13 protein-coding genes are annotated in these 15,582 nt (G+C 65.4%); 9 read left to right on the top strand and 4 right to left on the bottom strand.

From position 1 onward, the window contains the following. Positions 1–134 precede the first annotated feature (134 nt). The gene (locus ACK4TE_RS06165) at positions 135–551 is read left to right on the top strand and encodes a hypothetical protein (RefSeq protein ID WP_409910613.1); all 417 of its coding nucleotides are present in this window, start codon (positions 135–137) and stop codon (positions 549–551) included. A gap of 245 nt (positions 552–796) precedes the next feature. Here the strand turns inward: ACK4TE_RS06165 and ACK4TE_RS06160 are convergent, their stop codons facing one another. Further along, on the bottom strand, positions 797–1,576 hold the full coding sequence (locus ACK4TE_RS06160) for a hypothetical protein (RefSeq protein ID WP_409910612.1): 780 nt from the start codon (positions 1,574–1,576) through the stop codon (positions 797–799). An 82-nt stretch (positions 1,577–1,658) separates the two neighbouring features. Between ACK4TE_RS06160 and ACK4TE_RS06155 the strand changes: the two genes are divergently transcribed. Beyond that, positions 1,659–2,123: a PaaI family thioesterase gene (locus ACK4TE_RS06155; RefSeq protein ID WP_409910611.1), complete on the top strand. Its 465-nt coding sequence runs from the start codon at positions 1,659–1,661 to the stop codon at positions 2,121–2,123. Positions 2,124–2,130: 7 nt separating this feature from the next. On the opposite strand, the gene ACK4TE_RS06150 is transcribed toward ACK4TE_RS06155, so the two are convergent. Further along, a complete protein-coding gene (locus ACK4TE_RS06150) occupies positions 2,131–3,189 on the bottom strand; it encodes a TerC family protein (RefSeq protein ID WP_409910610.1) in 1,059 nt (352 codons plus the stop codon). A gap of 138 nt (positions 3,190–3,327) precedes the next feature. Next, complete coding sequence (gene chrA, locus ACK4TE_RS06145) at positions 3,328–4,575, bottom strand: chromate efflux transporter (RefSeq protein WP_409910609.1); 1,248 nt, start codon at positions 4,573–4,575, stop codon at positions 3,328–3,330. A gap of 407 nt (positions 4,576–4,982) precedes the next feature. Between chrA and hisS the strand changes: the two genes are divergently transcribed. From hisS to ACK4TE_RS06110, 7 genes are all read left to right on the top strand, one after another. Continuing rightward, positions 4,983–6,464: a histidine--tRNA ligase gene (gene hisS, locus ACK4TE_RS06140; RefSeq protein ID WP_409910608.1), complete on the top strand. Its 1,482-nt coding sequence runs from the start codon at positions 4,983–4,985 to the stop codon at positions 6,462–6,464. After that, on the top strand, positions 6,461–7,579 hold the full coding sequence (locus tag ACK4TE_RS06135) for an ATP phosphoribosyltransferase regulatory subunit (RefSeq protein WP_409910607.1): 1,119 nt from the start codon (positions 6,461–6,463) through the stop codon (positions 7,577–7,579). Before hisS ends, ACK4TE_RS06135 begins: the two co-directional genes overlap by 4 nt. Continuing rightward, positions 7,576–8,277, top strand: a complete 702-nt coding sequence (gene hisG / locus ACK4TE_RS06130) for an ATP phosphoribosyltransferase (RefSeq protein WP_409910606.1) — start codon at positions 7,576–7,578, stop codon at positions 8,275–8,277. The genes ACK4TE_RS06135 and hisG overlap by 4 nt, the downstream gene beginning before the upstream one ends. Positions 8,278–8,737: 460 nt before the next feature. Next, positions 8,738–9,946, top strand: a complete 1,209-nt coding sequence (locus ACK4TE_RS06125) for an aspartate aminotransferase family protein (RefSeq protein WP_409910605.1) — start codon at positions 8,738–8,740, stop codon at positions 9,944–9,946. Positions 9,947–10,169: 223 nt separating this feature from the next. After that, the gene (locus ACK4TE_RS06120) at positions 10,170–10,676 is read left to right on the top strand and encodes a hypothetical protein (RefSeq protein ID WP_409910604.1); all 507 of its coding nucleotides are present in this window, start codon (positions 10,170–10,172) and stop codon (positions 10,674–10,676) included. Between the two features lie 2 nt (positions 10,677–10,678). Then, positions 10,679–11,512, top strand: coding sequence for a carbon-nitrogen hydrolase family protein (locus tag ACK4TE_RS06115; RefSeq protein ID WP_409910603.1), 834 nt, complete (start codon positions 10,679–10,681; stop codon positions 11,510–11,512). Between the two features lie 271 nt (positions 11,513–11,783). Next, positions 11,784–14,420 (top strand): ATP-binding protein, encoded by a 2,637-nt coding sequence (locus ACK4TE_RS06110; RefSeq protein WP_409910602.1) that lies wholly within the window; start codon positions 11,784–11,786, stop codon positions 14,418–14,420. Here the strand turns inward: ACK4TE_RS06110 and nspC are convergent. Beyond that, the gene (gene nspC, locus ACK4TE_RS06105; RefSeq protein ID WP_409910601.1) at positions 14,417–15,544 is read right to left on the bottom strand and encodes a carboxynorspermidine decarboxylase; all 1,128 of its coding nucleotides are present in this window, start codon (positions 15,542–15,544) and stop codon (positions 14,417–14,419) included. The genes ACK4TE_RS06110 and nspC overlap by 4 nt on opposite strands. Between the last annotated feature and the right edge of the window lie 38 nt (positions 15,545–15,582).

The raw sequence follows: 15,582 nt of genomic DNA, 5'->3' as shown, positions 1-15,582 counted from the left end.
CACCGCCCCCTTATGCATCAGCAAATCAGGCCAAACGGAAAAAATCCCCATACGGATCAAAGCCCGAAGCAGAAAGATCAGAAACCCAACGCTACACCCCCGCGCACGGGGTTATGCTCCCGCCCATGATCTCCATGCGCCAGCTCAGATGTGATCCCCACTTCGCGCCGCTCTTCCGGCACGTGCATCCGCTCTGCTGGCCGATCCTCTGGTGGTCCCTCAACTGCATCTTCCTCTGGTTCGATCACTGCGGCTACGAAAACGTGATGCTCGCCACCACAAGATGGGGCTACGTCTACCCCGCCTTCATGGGCGAGAAGACACCGGACCCCTCAGCCTACAAACCCTACGTCCTCGAGAAACCCCGCTGGGATGATCCCCGCTGGTCAACGCGCGCACCGGTCAAACTTGTCGTACTCGCCGCAAGCGAAACGCTCGCGATGATCCCCAATCCTCCACCGCGTAGCGGGGGAGGTGGCGGCCTGCGAAGCCTCTGGCGTAGCAGGCTGACGGAGGGGACCTCTGCCCTCTCCTTCATCGATACATCCTAGCTTCCATCCGCTCATACTGGCGGACGCCGGGACCCAAAGGCCGCCTCGCGCATCGCCTCAAGTCTGGGTTCCGGCTTTCGCCGGGATGACAGGAAATCGAGTTCAGGAAAAACAAACCGGCCGGGAACCCCCCGCGTCCGGCCAATCGTGCTGCGCTCAGAACCTGGCAATCCCACGAGCAAAGCGAAGCGCGCCGGTGCCGCGGGCTTCAGCCCGCGAACAGCACCGAGCAAGAAGAAAAAACCTTACCGTCCCACCCGCAGGCACGCGCCCGAGGCCAGCGTGCAGTCCACCCGGTCGACATCGATCAGGTCGCCAAAGGGATTGAGCGTAGACGGATCATCCGCCTTCAGGGTCAGCGCATAGGCCGCGCCGATATTCTCCGCGCTGCGGAACCAGGAGACGCCGGTTCCCACGCACAGCTCGCGCACTTCGCCCGGCTGCAGCGTCAGCGAGGTCATCCCCGGCGCGGTCGCCACCCACTGGCCCTTCGCATCATGCAGCGCGAGGAAATAGCGCAGCTTCCGGTTCGAGGCATTGCGAACATCCGCGCACGCCTGGAGGTGCGGCGTGCCGCCAAGGCCCGCGCTCACGGTCTGCACAGTGCGCCCGATTTGGCCGTCGGTCATCCCGCCCGGATAGAGCATCGAGCCGAAGCGCGAATTGACCGCGCGGTAATAGGTATAGGCCGCCACCTGGCAGGCCGCATTCTTCCCGGCCCGGTCCGGCACCGGATACCTCGTGTCGCAGGCCTCGCGCATGTCATGCAGGAAATCGGCATCGCACACGCCCTGATCGAGCGAGGCGGAGCGGTAGCAGGCATCGTGGAACTTGCAGGCCTCCAGGAACGGCCCGTCCGGCACGACCGCATCCAGCAGGTCCCGCCCGCCGCAGGCGTCCAGCGGTTCCCGCGCGCTCAGCACCGAGGAGGTGACCAGCGGATTGTCGCGGGCGCGCGGCTCGGCCAGCGCCGGCGCGGCAAGGGTGGATGCAATCAGAACGAGGGAGAGTGCAGCCCGGACCATGAGCAAAGGATTTCCCGGCTTGCATGGCAATTTCAAGGCACATCTTGCAGTCAGGCGCCCGGCGGGTTTATGCCCCCGGCCCATGACCGACGATTTCAACCGCTACCAGACTACCGAACTCCCGCCCGGCTACACCCAGCTCGCCTGGCACCGGGGCTTCGGCCGCCAGATCGGACCGCTGTTCGAGAAACGCGAGAACGGCCACCTGACCCGTGCCTTCCGGGTGGAGGAGTATCACACCAACGGCATGCTCAACGCCCATGGCGGCATGCTGATGACCTTCGCCGACATGGCCTGGGGCGGGGCAGTGGAGAAGGACGAGGACACCTGGTGGGTCACCGTCCGCCTGCTCTGCGATTTCCTCGCCGGCGCCCCGCTCGGCAGCTTCGTCGAAGGCGACGGCCGCGTCGTCGGCCGGCAGGACGATGTGATCACCGTAGAAGGCCGCATCTGGACTGGCGAGAAAACCCTGATGCGCGGCACCGGCATTTTCAAGATCATCCCGCGGCGGGACGAAGGACAGATGAAGCCCTTCGTCCGCGCCTGACGGGCGCTCAGCCGCCCTGCGCCGTCTTCGCATCCACGCCTGTCTTCCACAGCGAGAACAGGATCGCGCCGCCGAGGAACAGGACGGTCAGCATCAGCGACCATTGCGGTTCGAGATAAGGTACAAGGTGCAGCTGCTTGTAGAACAGGAAGTTCCAGAAGATCTTCAGCCCGATCAGCACCAGCACCAGCGACAGCCCGTATTTCAGGTACTTGAATCGCGCAATGGCCGCTGACAGCATGAAATACATCGAGCGCAGGCCGAGAATGGCGAAGATGTTCGAGGTGTAGACAATGAACGGGTCGCGTGTCACCGCGAAGATCGCCGGCACCGAGTCGACCGCAAAGATGATGTCGACAATCTCGACCATCAGCAGGCAGAGCAAGAGCGGCGTTGCGAACAGCACCATCTTGCCGGTGCGCGGATGCGGCCGGCGCACGACGAAATTGTGGTTCTCGATCGTGTCCGTCACCCGCAGGCGTTTCTTGAGGAAGCGCAGCACCGGGTTCTTTGCGAGATCCATGTCCTCATCGTCATCATCCCCGCCGCCCGAGAACAGCATCTTGCCGCCGGTGAAGATCAGGAAGGCCGCGAAGAAGTAGAGCACCCAGGTGAACTCGTTCACCACCGCCGCGCCCAGCGAGATGAAAATCCCCCGGAAAACAATCGCGCCGATGATGCCCCAGAACAGCACCCGGTGCTGGTATTCACGCGGCACGGCGAAGAAGGTGAACACCATGCCGATGACGAAGATATTGTCGAAGGCGAGCGCGGTCTCGAGCAGGTAGCCGGTCGCGTACTGGATCACCGCCTGCTGCTTCAGGTTCGTGGGATCATTGTAGAATTGCGGGTCCGGCTCGTAGAAGTACCAGATGTAGAACCCGAAGGCGACGGCGAGCGAGGCAAAGCCCGCCCACATCATCGCGCTCTTCTTCGGCGAGACGATCGCGTCCTTGCGGTTCAGCAGGCCAAGATCGACCCAGAGCAGGAAGAGGATGAAACAGAGAAAGCCGGCCCACAGCCACAAGGGCTGGCCCGCATAGTCCACGGTCATGAAGTCAGGCATTGGAAAGGACAGGTCCGGAAAGGTGCGCCGCGTCCGCGCGAAGTCCGTAGGGGGATCCGACATCGCGATTGCCGCCGCAATCGCCAGAGGGGCCCGGTTCCAGTTGACGCGCGCAAACTAGGGCAACGGCGTTGGCCGTCAAGCGGCTCCCGGCAGGGCAAGGCGCAAGAGACCTGCCAGCGCGCAGGCAATCACGACTCCCACGATATTCGCCTTGAACCGTATGAGCGCAATCGCCGCCCCCACCGCAATCAGCGCCGAGAACGGATCAAATCCACCCGCCGGAAACAGCACCGCCAGCCCGAACGCGACCGCGATCTTGGCGATGATCCCGAACACTGCCGCGGTGATCGCAGCCAGTATGCCCTTGGCGAACCGGCTGCGCCTCAGCGATTCGGAGAAGGGCGCCCCGGCGAAGATCCACACGAAGGAAGGGGCAAAGGTGCACCAGCTCGCCATGGCCGCCGCCGCAATCGCCAGCACCAGCCCGCCGCCATCGGCGTCCCAGCCGGCCATGAAACCGACGAACTGGTTCACCAGCACCAGCGGTCCCGGCGTCGTCTCGGCAAGGCCAAGGCCATCGATCATCTGCGGTGCTGTCAGCCAGCCTTCGGCCTCCACCGCCTGCTGCTGCAGATAGGCGAGCACGGTATACGCGCCGCCGAAGGTGACGACCGCCAGTTTCGAGAACAGGACGCCCACCCGCGTCAGCACATGATCCGGCCCGAGCATCACGAACGCCGAGATGACCGGCGCAAACCAGACCGCTGCCCAGCCGAGCGCCGTGGCAAAAGATTTCCCCACCTCTGGAGCTGCTGCCTTCGGCGCCTCGCCCGCCATTGGCGCTGCCGCAAAACTCCGTGCAAGGCCAATCGCGGCGGCTGCCGCAATCACCAGCGGGAAGGGCAGGGCAAACAGGAACAAGCCCAAGAAGGCGAGCAGCGCCAGCGCCACATCGCTAACCGTCTTCAGCGCCCGCTTGCCGACCTTCCAGAGCGCTTCGAGGATGAAGCCGATCACCGCTGCCTTGATGCCATAGAACAGCGCCGCTACGATCGGCGTCGTCCCGAGCGTGGCATAAAGCCAAGTCAGGCCGAACACGATGAGGGCGCCCGGCAGCACGAACAGCGCGCCTGCGATCACCCCGCCCAAGACCCCGTGCAGCCGCCAGCCGGCATAGGTCGCCAGCTGCTGCGCTTCCGGTCCTGGCAGCAGCATGCAGTAGTTCAGGGCGTGCAGGTATTCGTCCTCGCCGATCCATTTCTTCTCGTCGACGAAGATGCGGTGCATCAGGGCAATCTGCCCGGCCGGGCCGCCAAAGCCGAGGCATCCGATCCGGAAGCTCGCCGCGGTCAGGTCTCGCAGGGAAGGGGTTGGGGCAGTCATCGGTCAGTCTCCACACTCTGGGCCACAGGCCATCGAGTGGGGCTTGGGCGGCGCGCCGCCTGACCGGGCGCCCACGAAGCCCGGTTGACAGATGACTAGCCGATTTGCTGCGCTCATCAAGCATCCAGGCTTCAAGGCCCGTTTAATCCGGCTTCAGTTGACTTTCCCCGCCCGCCTCAGTATCCGCGCGGCCATGAACACCGCTCTGCACCACCACCATCATCACGCATGACGCGCCGGCGAGGCGCGAACCGGTCCGGCTGCGCCTCTGAAAAGTGTTCCTCCTTCCGAGAACCGATCCAGACGAGCAGGCCGCCCCGGGCGCGCCCAGCCGGCATGTTGCCTTCCCAATCCGGCCGCCTGCCTCTATGCGGACCGGGCCGACACACAGGACACGGACTGACGCCATGAGCACCAAGGACACCCAGCCCCTCAGCGGCAAGGACCTCGCCCGCAAGCCGCGCGGCTTTCCCGACAAGCGGGAAGGGCTGATCCAGGCCCAGGCCCGGCTCGTGGAGACGGTCACCTCGGTCTACCGCCAGTGGGGCTTCGAAGCCTTCGACACCGGCGCCTTCGAATATGCCGACGCGCTCGGCAAGTTCCTGCCCGATGACGACCGCCCGAATGCCGGCGTCTTCTCGCTACAGGATGATGACGAACAGTGGATTGCCCTGCGCTACGATCTCACCGCCCCGCTCGCCCGTTTCGTAGCGGAGCAAGGCCAGATGCTCGGCCGCCCGTTCCGCCGCTATGCCGCCGGCCCGGTCTGGCGCAACGAGAAACCCGGCCCCGGCCGCTTCCGGGAATTCTGGCAATGCGACGCCGACACGGTCGGCGCGCCCGGCTTTCATGCCGATGCCGAGATGATCGCGATGGGCGCCAAAGCGCTGCGCGCCGTCGGCATGAAGGACGGCGAGTTCGTCGTGCGCGTGAACACGCGGCGCCTGCTCAATGGCGTGCTCGACTCTGTCGGCGCGGACAAGCCTGAAACCCGCCTCACCATCCTGCGCGCGCTCGACAAGCTCGACCGGCTTGGGCCCTCCGGCGTGGCCGACCTCCTCGGCGCGGGGCGCAAGGATGAGAGCGGCGACTATACGAAAGGCGCAGGCCTCGGCGCGGACGAAGTGAAGCGCGTGCTTGCCTTCGCCGAAGCGGGCGCCGCCACGCGCGCCGTGACGCTCGCCAATCTCGCCAAGGCCGCGGGCTTCACCGAAGAAGGCAAGGCCGGCCTTGCCGAACTGGAAGCCATTGCGCTCGCCCTTGAAGCGCTCGGCGCGCCGGAGGATGATGTGAAGATCGATCCCTCCGTGGTCAGAGGATTGGAATATTATACCGGCCCTGTCTTCGAGGCCGAGCTGCTGCGCGAAGTGACCGGCGAAGATGGCAAGACCTACCGCATCGGCTCCATCGGCGGCGGCGGGCGGTATGACGATCTCGTCGCCCGCTTCACGGGAGAGCGCGTGCCCGCCACCGGCTTCTCCATCGGCATCTCGCGCCTTGCCGCCGCGCTTGCCATCCTGGGGGAGGGGACCAAACTCGACGGACCCGTGGTCGTACTTAATCTGGACAAGGACAATCCCGGCATCGCGCTCGGCCTCGCCGCTGAACTCCGCCGCGGCGGCATCCGCGCCGAAGCCTATATGGGCGCCTCCGGCATGCGCCCGCAGATGAAATATGCTGACCGGCGGTCCTCGCCCGCCGTCGTCATCGTCGGCGGCGACGAGATCGCCAAAGGCACCGTCACGATCAAGGATCTCGAGATCGGGGCGCAGCAGGCAAAAGCCATCGCCTCCAACGAGGAATACCGGGAAGCCCGCCCCGGCCAGATCGAGGTGCCGCGCGCGGAAATGGTCGCGGCCATCCGCAAGATCGTCGAGGCGCATCGATGAACCACGACGCCCTTGTGGCGGTTGCGCGCGCGGTGTTCGAAGCCGCCGGCGGCACGCCGATAGACCCTGACTATGTGATGCCCGCCGACATTCCGCTGGAGCTTTCCGGCGAAGTCGTGCGCGCGCGCCTTTGTGTGTTCACGGACAATCGCGGCGCCGAGATGGTGATGCGCCCGGACCTGACGCTGCCGGTGGCGCAGCGCGAAGCCGCGCGGCTCGGCGCCGAGGGCGCATCCGCCAAAACCTACACCTATGCCGCCCGCGCATTCCGCTTGCCGGCGGCGCCGGATGATCCGTTCGAGTTCACGCAGGTTGGCCTCGAGCGTTTCGGCTATGCCCGCGCGCCGGAGGCAGACGCTGAGCTGTTCGCGCTCGTGCACCGCGCGGTCGAAGCCTGCGGCGTGCGGCCCTCATCCATCGTCACGGGCGACCTTGCGATCTTCCCGGCCTTCATCGACGCGCTTGGTTTGCCCTCTGTTTCCACGGATCTTCTCAAGCGCGCCTTCCGCCAGGAAGGCGGCGTACGCGCCGTGCTGGACGCCGCCGCCCATCCGCTGGAGCCGGAGGTTCTCGCCGTGCTCGACGCGGCTGAGCCTGAAGGCGCGCTGCAAGCGCTGCTCACCGCGCGCAGCATCCCGCTGGCCGGTGGGCGCAGCCTTGCGGAAATCGTCAGTGGTCTGAACGCCAAGCGCGCTGCCATCGCCGCCGGCGGCCTGCCTGTCGAAGCGCGCGCGGCCATTCTCGCCCTGCGTGAGGTGGAGTGTCCGCTCGCCGATGCACCCGGCATTCTCGGCGCACTTGCAAACAGCCACGGGCTCACCGGGGCAGGGGACGCACTGGAGGCTTTCGCAGCGCGCGTCGAGGCCATCCTCTCCCGCGCTGGCTCCGCCCGGCGCACGGCCACGTTCCGCTCCGGCTTCGGCCGGCGTTTCACCTATTATGACGGGTTCGTCTTCGAAATCCTGGCAGACGGTCTCACGCCCGCGCAGCCCGTCGCAGCCGGTGGCCGCTATGACGGTCTCATCGCCGGGCTTTCCGGCGCGCGCGTTTCCGCCACCGGCATCGGCGGCGTCGTGCGCCCCGACCGTATGATCCGTGTCCGGAGGAGTGCATGACCCGCTTCACGCTTGCCATCCCGTCCAAGGGCCGCCTCAAGGAACAGACCGAAGCCTGGCTCGCCGGCATCGGCCATCCCGTCCGCCAAATCGGGGGCGAGCGCGGCTACACGGCAGAGATCGAAGGGCTGGACGCCGAAGTGCGCCTCCTCTCCGCCCGCGAGATTGCCGAAGGCCTGATCGAAGGCAGCCTGCATTTCGGCGTCACCGGCGAAGACCTGCTCTACGATCTCTCCCCCGACGGCCCGGAAGATTTCCGCGTCGTCCAGCGCCTCGGTTTCGGCCCGGCCGATGTCGTCGTCGCCGTGCCGCAGGCCTGGCTGGATGTTGATACGATGGCGGACCTCGAAGCCGCCGGCGCCGCCTTCCGCAAGGCGCATCACCGCCGCCTGCGGGTCGCCACGAAATACCTCCGGCTGACGCGGCGCTACTTTGCGCAGAAATCGGTCGGCGAATACCGCCTCGTCGAGAGCGCGGGGGCGACCGAAGCGGCCCCGTCGACCGGTACCGCCGATGTCATCGTTGACATCACGACGACCGGCGCAACCCTGCGGGCAAACGGTCTCAAGATTCTCTCCGATGGGGTCATCCTGAGCAGCCAGGCGAGCCTCGCCCAGTCCCTGAAAGCCGCCTGGCCGGCGGCTGCGGAGGCCGCAAAAACCGCGCTTCTACGGGCAATTTCCGGGGCGGATCACTAATCCTGAAAAAATATTTCGACACATTCTTGACACAAGTCCGGATTCGTTGCCGTATGGATAGGCAAGTTTCTGGGAGGAAACGCTGCAAACGGTGGAGAGGCGCAGCTGGCCGGACTCGGTGCTGCGCCTCTTTTTAATTCCGGGCCGTTGTTTTCATTCCGGGATTGTCTTCTCTGCAGCTGCTGATCTCACGCCACATTGCGGCCAACGATCAGCTGTCTGAGGGTGAAGTCCGGGTTCCGGTTCAGCAAGACTTCAGGGGAAGTCGAGGGGCGTTGGAGCATCCTGCTGGCCGGAACCCGTCTTCACGAATAACAATAAATGCATATCGATAAGCGTCAAGCGATATTATTGTTTTTCGATCATCCCGTTGATTAATTCGACGTAATCCAAGGCCTGTGTTGACTTGAGGTCCGGCCCGCCGCATCCGTGGCGCAGACCGACACCCCCGGAGCCACCGATGAACGATCAGACCGCCCCAGCGGACCCGCGCCAGCATATTCTTCCCGTCTATCGCCCGCCGGAGGAAGTGTTCGTGCAGGGCGAGGGCGTCCACCTCTTCACCGAGGATGGCCGGCGCTATCTCGACTTCATCGCTGGCATCGCGGTCAACGCGCTCGGCCATGCCCATCCGGCGATGGTCGAGGCCCTGCGCGACCAGGCCGGCAAGCTCTGGCACACGTCCAACATGTTCCGCGTGAAGGGGCAGGAAGAGCTCGCCGACAAGATCTGCCGGGACACGTTTGCTGACCGCGTCTTCTTCACCAATTCCGGCACCGAGGCGATCGAGTGCGCCATCAAGGCCGCCCGCAAGTATCACTGGGCGAACGAGCGCCCGGAGCGGCTCGATATCATCACCTTCACCGGCGCCTTCCATGGCCGCTCGATCGGAGCGATCAATGCCGGGGGCAATCCGAAATACCTGGAAGGCTTCGGGCCCAAGCTGCCGAACTTCGTGCACCTCGAATGGGGTGATCATGACGCCCTGAAGAAAGCCGCAGCCGAGCCGACCGCAGCCGCCGTGCTGGTCGAGCCGGTGCAGGGCGAAGGCGGCGTGCGCGCCATGCCGGAACAGTGCATCAAGGGTCTGCGCGAGCTGTGCGATGCGAACGGCATCCTGCTGATCTATGACGAGGTTCAGTGCGGCATGGGCCGCACGGGCAAGCTCTGGGCACATGAATGGGTCGAGGGTGCGCAGCCGGACATCCTTTGCGCCGCAAAGGGCATAGGCGGCGGCTTTCCGTTCGGCGCCTGCCTGATGACCGAGGCGGTCGGCGCGCCGATGCAGCCCGGCAGCCACGGCTCCACCTATGGCGGCAATCCGCTCGCCATGGCCGTCGGCAATGTTGTGTGGGACATCATTGCTGACGAAGCCTTCCTCGCCGAAGTCCGCCGCGTTTCCGGCGCGCTCGCGCAGGGCCTGAAGAGCCTTGCCGACACGCACCCGGACAAGGTGGACGGTGTGTCGGGGAAGGGCCTGCTGACCGGCCTGAAGCTGAAGGCCGATCCGAAAACCCTTCAGGGGATCGCCCGCGATAACGGCCTGCTGGTCGGTGTTGCCGGGAACAACGTGCTGCGCCTTGCGCCGCCGTTGATCATTAATGAAGCCGACGTCCGCGAAGCGGTCGGCGCGCTCGACAATGCCCTGGCGGAGTGGGCGCCGGGTTGAAGGTTCTGCGTGCGGGAAGGTGACGACCTGCAGCCAGAACCAAAGGGGACGCCAGTTTGGGTAGAACTGGCCAACAAGCACCGGATAGGACGCAGGTGGGAACCGCTTGAGTCCGGGGCTTGTGGTCTGTCTGCAGGTCAGGTCGTGGAATGACCACGGTCTGATCACCAATCTATCCGTCATCTGACGGGTCCTTAAATATCAAGAGGTTGAAGTCCAATACATGTCAGATGACGTAAACGAACGCCGCGGTTCCTGGGCCACGATTTTCCTGTTCGGAATGATTGCCGTTTTTGTCGTGCTCGATATCGTGCTCGACATAGTAAACGGCGAGACACCGGGCCATCTGATCGTCGAAACCATCAAGCTGATCATGGCCTTCATGGGGCTCGGATTCGGCGCCTGGAGGATCAGCCATCTCAGCCGGGCGCTCAACGAAGCCCGCCAGGATGCCCGGCGCTGGCAGGCTGAAAACCGGTCCATCGTGCAGGGTCTCGGCGCGGCCATCTCGCGCCAGTTCACGGCCTGGGGCCTGTCCGAAGCCGAGTCCGAAATCGGCCTCTTGCTGCTCAAGGGCCTGTCGCTTCAGGAGGTCGCCGACCTGCGCAAGACGAGTGAACGCACCGTTCGCGAACAGGCCCGCTCCGTTTACCGCAAGAGCGGCCTCGCCGGGCGCAACGAACTCGCCGCCTATTTCCTCGAGGACCTGCTGCCACCGCAGCTGGACTGACCATGACCAAGCTTACCGCCGCCTGTATCCAGATGCGCTCCGGCACTGAGCCGGCGGCGAACCTTGCGGCGGCAACCGGAATGATCCGCGAAGCTGCGGCACAGGGCGCCCGCTTCATCGCCACCCCGGAGATGACGAACCTTCTCGACATCCGCCCCGGGATGGCGCGTGCAAAAGTGCGGCGCGAGGCGGAGGATGAGAGCCTGCCCGCCTTCCGCCTGCTTGCCGCCGAACTGGGCGTTACGCTACTGATCGGCTCGCTCGCCATCGCGCTGGAAGGCGATGAGCGTTTTGCCAACCGCTCCTTCCTGATCGGCCCGGATGGCGGCCTGATCGCGCGCTACGACAAGATCCATATGTTCGATGTCGAAGTCGGCGACGGGCAGACCTACCGCGAGTCGCGCGCCTATCGCCCCGGCGAGGAAGCCGTGCTCGCACAGACCTCCTTCGGCACACTCGGCCTCACCATCTGCTACGACCTGCGCTTCCCGCACCTTTACCGCCGCCTCGCGCAGGCGGGCGCCGATATCCTCACCCTCCCCGCCGCCTTCACCCGCGTCACCGGCGAGGCGCACTGGCACGTGCTGATCCGCGCCCGCGCCATCGAGACCGGCTGTTTCGTCATCGCCCCCGCGCAGGGCGGCAAGCATCAGGATGGCCGCGAAACCTTCGGGCATTCGCTGATCGTCTCGCCCTGGGGAGACGTGATCGCGGAACTGAAGGGGGATGAGCCGGGGGTCCTGCTGGCCGCGATCGACCTCGCTGAAGTCGCCGCCGCCCGCGCGCGGATACCGTCGCTGACGAATGATCGCAGCCCGCCCCTGCACGAGGTGTGAGGCCGGTCCGGACTGTCCTGTCTGGGGCAAAGGAAGCGGGGACAGACAGAGAGAGCAGCGCCTGTCCCCGGATTCCAGCGTGTGCGTCCCAACACCCGCAGGGAATAAACTATGGTGACTTTGAGGCAGGCGCTTCCGTGCGCATACCTAATTTTCGCGCCTCAGATGCTGTTAATTCCACCTTTTCCTGAGATTTCCAAAGGTTAAGCTTTTTGCAGGAAAAGCCGCGCGGCCCTGAAAAGGGGCCGGATTGCGGCGGGGAACGAGTGCCTTGCTGATCGAACGGGACAGTCAGCTGGCAGCGCTGAGGGCGCTTGCAGACCGCGCGGGTGCGGGCAGGGGGCATATTGCGCTCGTGTCCGGCGAAGCCGGTATCGGCAAGACATCCCTGATCCGGAAGTTTCTCGCCACCGGCCGACCTGAATGGCGCACGGGGCTTGGCGGCTGCGACGCACTGTTTACGCCCCGCCCGCTCGGGCCGGTGCAGGACATCACCCCCGTTCTCGGCCCGGAGGTCGCCGCCCATCTCGAGGCCAGGGCGGACCGGCAGACGCTGTTCACCGCTGTGCTTGCCGCCCTGGCAAACGGGAAGGACCCCTTCGTGCTGGTCTGGGAAGACCTGCACTGGGCGGACTTTGCGACCCTCGACCTTCTGCGCTTCCTTGGCCGGCGAATCTCGCTCCTGCCAGTATTGCTCGTGCTGACCTTTAGGGCCAACGAGACCGCTGAGGATCATCCCCTCAGCCAGGCCCTCGCCGACCTGCCGGAGACCAGCCTGACGCGGATCGAGCTACCGCCGCTCTCGGCCAGGGCGGTGGGCCAGCTGGCGCGCCGTGCCGGCCTGCCGGCGGAGCGGCTTTTCCAGGTGACCAGCGGCAACCCTTTCGAGGTGAGCGAAATGCTGGCCGCCCGCCAGGCCGGCGCCGCGGCGCTGCCGTCCTCGGTGCGCGAAGCGGTCACCGTGCGCCAGTCGCGTCTGGACGGCGAGGCGCGCGACTTTCTCGAAGTGCTGAGCGTGATTCCCGCGGCGGTTCCGGCAGGGCTGGCAGCGGCGCTGGCGCCGGGTTCGTCGGAAGACATGATCCGTACCCTGACAGAGGGCGGCGTGCTGCAGGCCTCTGCCTCGGGCGACCTGCGCTTCCGCCATGAACTCGCCCGCCTCGCCACGTTCGACCGTATTCCTGCGGCCCGCCGGCGCGCGCTGCATGCCCGCATTCTGGAGGCGCTCCGCCGTCTTGGCTCAGCCGCGCATGTCGACCAGATGGTGCACCACGCCGCGGGCGCGCTGGATGGCGCGGCGGTTCTGGAAATCGCCCCCGGCGCGGCCGACCGGGCCGCCGCCGCCGGCGCGCACCGCGAAGCGGCGGGACATCTTGGCACCGCGCTGCGCTTTGTCGACGAGGCGCCGCCGGAGCTTGCCGCAAGCCTCTACGAGAAATGGGCCTACGAAGCCGCCCTCGCGGCCCGCATCGATGATGAGGTGCTGGACGCGCGCCGCCATGCCGTCACCCTCTGGCGCCTGCTCGGCCGGCAGGACAAGGTCGGCGAGAACCTCCGCTGGCTGTCGCGCCTGCACTGGTATCGCGGCGAGGCGCCGGAAGCGGGCCGGTTCGCAGACCAGGCCATCCGCGTGCTGGAAAGCATGCCGCCCTCGGCGGAGCAGGCGATGGCCTATTCGCTGCGCTCTCAGCTGCACATGCTGAATGACCAGATGGAAGACGCCATCGCCTGGGGCGAGAAGGCGCTGGAACTGGAAGCGCAGTTCCCGAACCCGGAACTGCGCGCGCATGCACTCAACAATATCGGCACGGCCATGGTGTTCCGTGGGCGGACGGAAGGCGAAGCCTACCTCGAAGAAAGCCTTCGCATTTCCCTTGCCCATGGCCTGCACGAGCATGCCGCGCGCGCCTATACCAACACGTCCGAATATGCGGTGGAGTTCCGCCGGTTCGATCTGGCCGAGCGTATGCTCAAGGAAGGCCTCGCCTTCGATGTAGAACATGATCTCGACGCCTGGTCGTATTATCTCTATGGCCGCCTCGCGCTGCTCCGGCTGGAGCAGGGGCGCATCCATGACGCCGATGCGATCACCCGCAGCGTGATGGAGCGGCCCGGCCTGACGCTGGTCGTGCGCCTGCCGGCATTGCTGGTGAAGGCCCGCGCCCGCATGCGCATGGGCCTGCCGGATGCCGCCGCGCTGCTCGAACAGGCCTTCACCGATGGCATGGCGACGGACGAGTTGCAGCATGTCGTGCCCGCACGCCTGTCGCTGATCGAGCAGGCCTGGCTCGCTGGCAATCCAGCCGCGGGGCAGGATCATCTGGATGCGCTGCTTGCTCTGTCCTCGGATGAACGCCATCCTTGGAACCTTGGCGAGCGTGCCATCTGGGCAAAGCGCCTCGGCCGTGACGCCGCGCACCTGCGCACCAATATCCTGCCCGAACCCTTCCTGCGCGAACTTGACGGCGACTATCCGGCCTCCGCCAAGGCATGGGAAGCGCTCGGCATGCCCTATGCGGCGGCGCTGGTTCGTCTGCAGTCGGATGATGCAGCCATGATTGCGGCGGCGGTGAAGGATCTGGAGACGATGGGCGCGGGGGCGGCCGTCAGTGCCGGGCGCCGCCGCGCCGCTGAGTTGGGCCATACGCGGGCCTTGCCGCGCGCCCGGCGCGGCGCCTACAAGGCGGCGCGCAACCATCCCCTCGGCCTTACCGCGCGCGAGCAGGAAGTTCTGCGCCACATGGCGTCCGGCCTCTCCAATCAGGATATTTCCGACACGCTCGCTCTCTCCAAGCGCACGGTGGAGCATCACGCCTCTGCCGTGCTCGCCAAACTCGGCGTGGATAACCGGATGGCGGTCATGCTCCGCGTGCAGAAGGAACCCTGGCTTCTGGGCGAGGAAGACTAGCGCCCCAGCCTGCGCCGGAACTCGCCATAGCCGAAATCGGAAATCGGTTCCACGCGCCCATCCTCCCAGCGGATGGCGAGGTTGGCGAGCGGCGTTCCGTTGAACGTGTTCGTCTTCACGAAGCTGTAATGCATCTGGTCGGTGAAGATCACCCGGTCGCCCGGCTCAATCGGTTTCTCGAAGGAATAATCGCCGATCACGTCGCCGGTCATGCAGGTCTTGCCGCCGAAACGGTAGGTATGCGGATGCTCTCCGGGTTGGCCCGCGCCGATGACATCGGGGCGGTAGGGCACTTCCAGAACGTCCGGCATATGGGTGGATGCGGAAGCATCGAGAATGGCAAGGTCCATCTCGTTCCAGTGCAGCGCCAGCACGGTCGCATGCAACTCGCCGGTGTTCACCACGAGACCCGCGCCCGGCTCAAGGATCACTTCGATGCCGAAGCGGGCCTTGAATTTCTTGATCGCCGCAATCAGTGCATCGACATCATAGCCCGGCTTGTTGAGGAAATGCCCGCCGCCGAAATTCACCGCCTTTACCTGTTCCAGATAGGGCGCAAACTTTTCCGAAACCGCCTCGATCAGGCCGACTGATCCCTCGTGCAGGCTCTCGCACAGCGCGTGGACATGGAAAATGTCCACGCCGCTCCAGTTCACCTGAGCGAGCTTTGACGGAACTTCGCCGAACCGGCTTGTCGGCGCGGTGGGATTATAAAGGTCCCCGCCCAGCGTCGCATTGGAATAGCCGGGGTTCACCCGCAGGCCGACATATGCGCCCGCATCGCGGGCGATATCGCCAAACCGGCCCAGCTGCTCGGCTGAATTGAAATAAATATGCTGCGCCACTTTCGTCAGCCTGCGGACTTCATCTTCGGTGTAGGCGGGCGAATAGACGTGAACTTCCTTGCCGAACTCCTCCGCGCCCATGATCGCCTCATGCTCGCCGCTGGCCGTCGTGCCATCGAGGTAATCGCGCATCAGCGGGAACGCTGCCGGCATCGCAAACGCCTTGGTCGCGAGCAGCACCTTGCAGCCTGCCTCCTCGCGCACGCGCTTCGCCGTCTCCAGGTTTTTCCGGAGGCGCGCGGCATCGAGGACGAAGCAGGGGGTTTGTATGGAGTTCATTTTTTTCCGCTCATCCCGGCGAAAGCCGGGATCCAGTG

The sequence above is a fragment of the Hyphomonas sp. genome (assembly GCF_046313975.1).
Taxonomy (GTDB): Bacteria; Pseudomonadota; Alphaproteobacteria; order Caulobacterales; family Hyphomonadaceae; genus Hyphomonas.
This window is presented reverse-complemented; position numbering and strand designations above follow the sequence as displayed.

Excerpts from the sequence above, each read along its gene's own strand:
- hisS (WP_409910608.1), top strand. The coding sequence starts at position 4,983 with ATGAGCACCAAGGACACCCAGCCCCTCAGCGGCAAGGACCTCGCCCGC.
- hisG (WP_409910606.1), top strand. The coding sequence starts at position 7,576 with ATGACCCGCTTCACGCTTGCCATCCCGTCCAAGGGCCGCCTCAAGGAA.
- ACK4TE_RS06125 (WP_409910605.1), top strand. The coding sequence starts at position 8,738 with ATGAACGATCAGACCGCCCCAGCGGACCCGCGCCAGCATATTCTTCCC.
- chrA (WP_409910609.1), bottom strand. The coding sequence starts at position 4,575 with ATGACTGCCCCAACCCCTTCCCTGCGAGACCTGACCGCGGCGAGCTTC.
- ACK4TE_RS06115 (WP_409910603.1), top strand. The coding sequence starts at position 10,679 with ATGACCAAGCTTACCGCCGCCTGTATCCAGATGCGCTCCGGCACTGAG.
- ACK4TE_RS06165 (WP_409910613.1), top strand. The coding sequence starts at position 135 with ATGCGCCAGCTCAGATGTGATCCCCACTTCGCGCCGCTCTTCCGGCAC.
- ACK4TE_RS06160 (WP_409910612.1), bottom strand. The coding sequence starts at position 1,576 with ATGGTCCGGGCTGCACTCTCCCTCGTTCTGATTGCATCCACCCTTGCC.
- ACK4TE_RS06155 (WP_409910611.1), top strand. The coding sequence starts at position 1,659 with ATGACCGACGATTTCAACCGCTACCAGACTACCGAACTCCCGCCCGGC.
- ACK4TE_RS06150 (WP_409910610.1), bottom strand. The coding sequence starts at position 3,189 with ATGCCTGACTTCATGACCGTGGACTATGCGGGCCAGCCCTTGTGGCTG.
- ACK4TE_RS06120 (WP_409910604.1), top strand. The coding sequence starts at position 10,170 with ATGTCAGATGACGTAAACGAACGCCGCGGTTCCTGGGCCACGATTTTC.
- nspC (WP_409910601.1), bottom strand. The coding sequence starts at position 15,544 with ATGAACTCCATACAAACCCCCTGCTTCGTCCTCGATGCCGCGCGCCTC.
- ACK4TE_RS06135 (WP_409910607.1), top strand. The coding sequence starts at position 6,461 with ATGAACCACGACGCCCTTGTGGCGGTTGCGCGCGCGGTGTTCGAAGCC.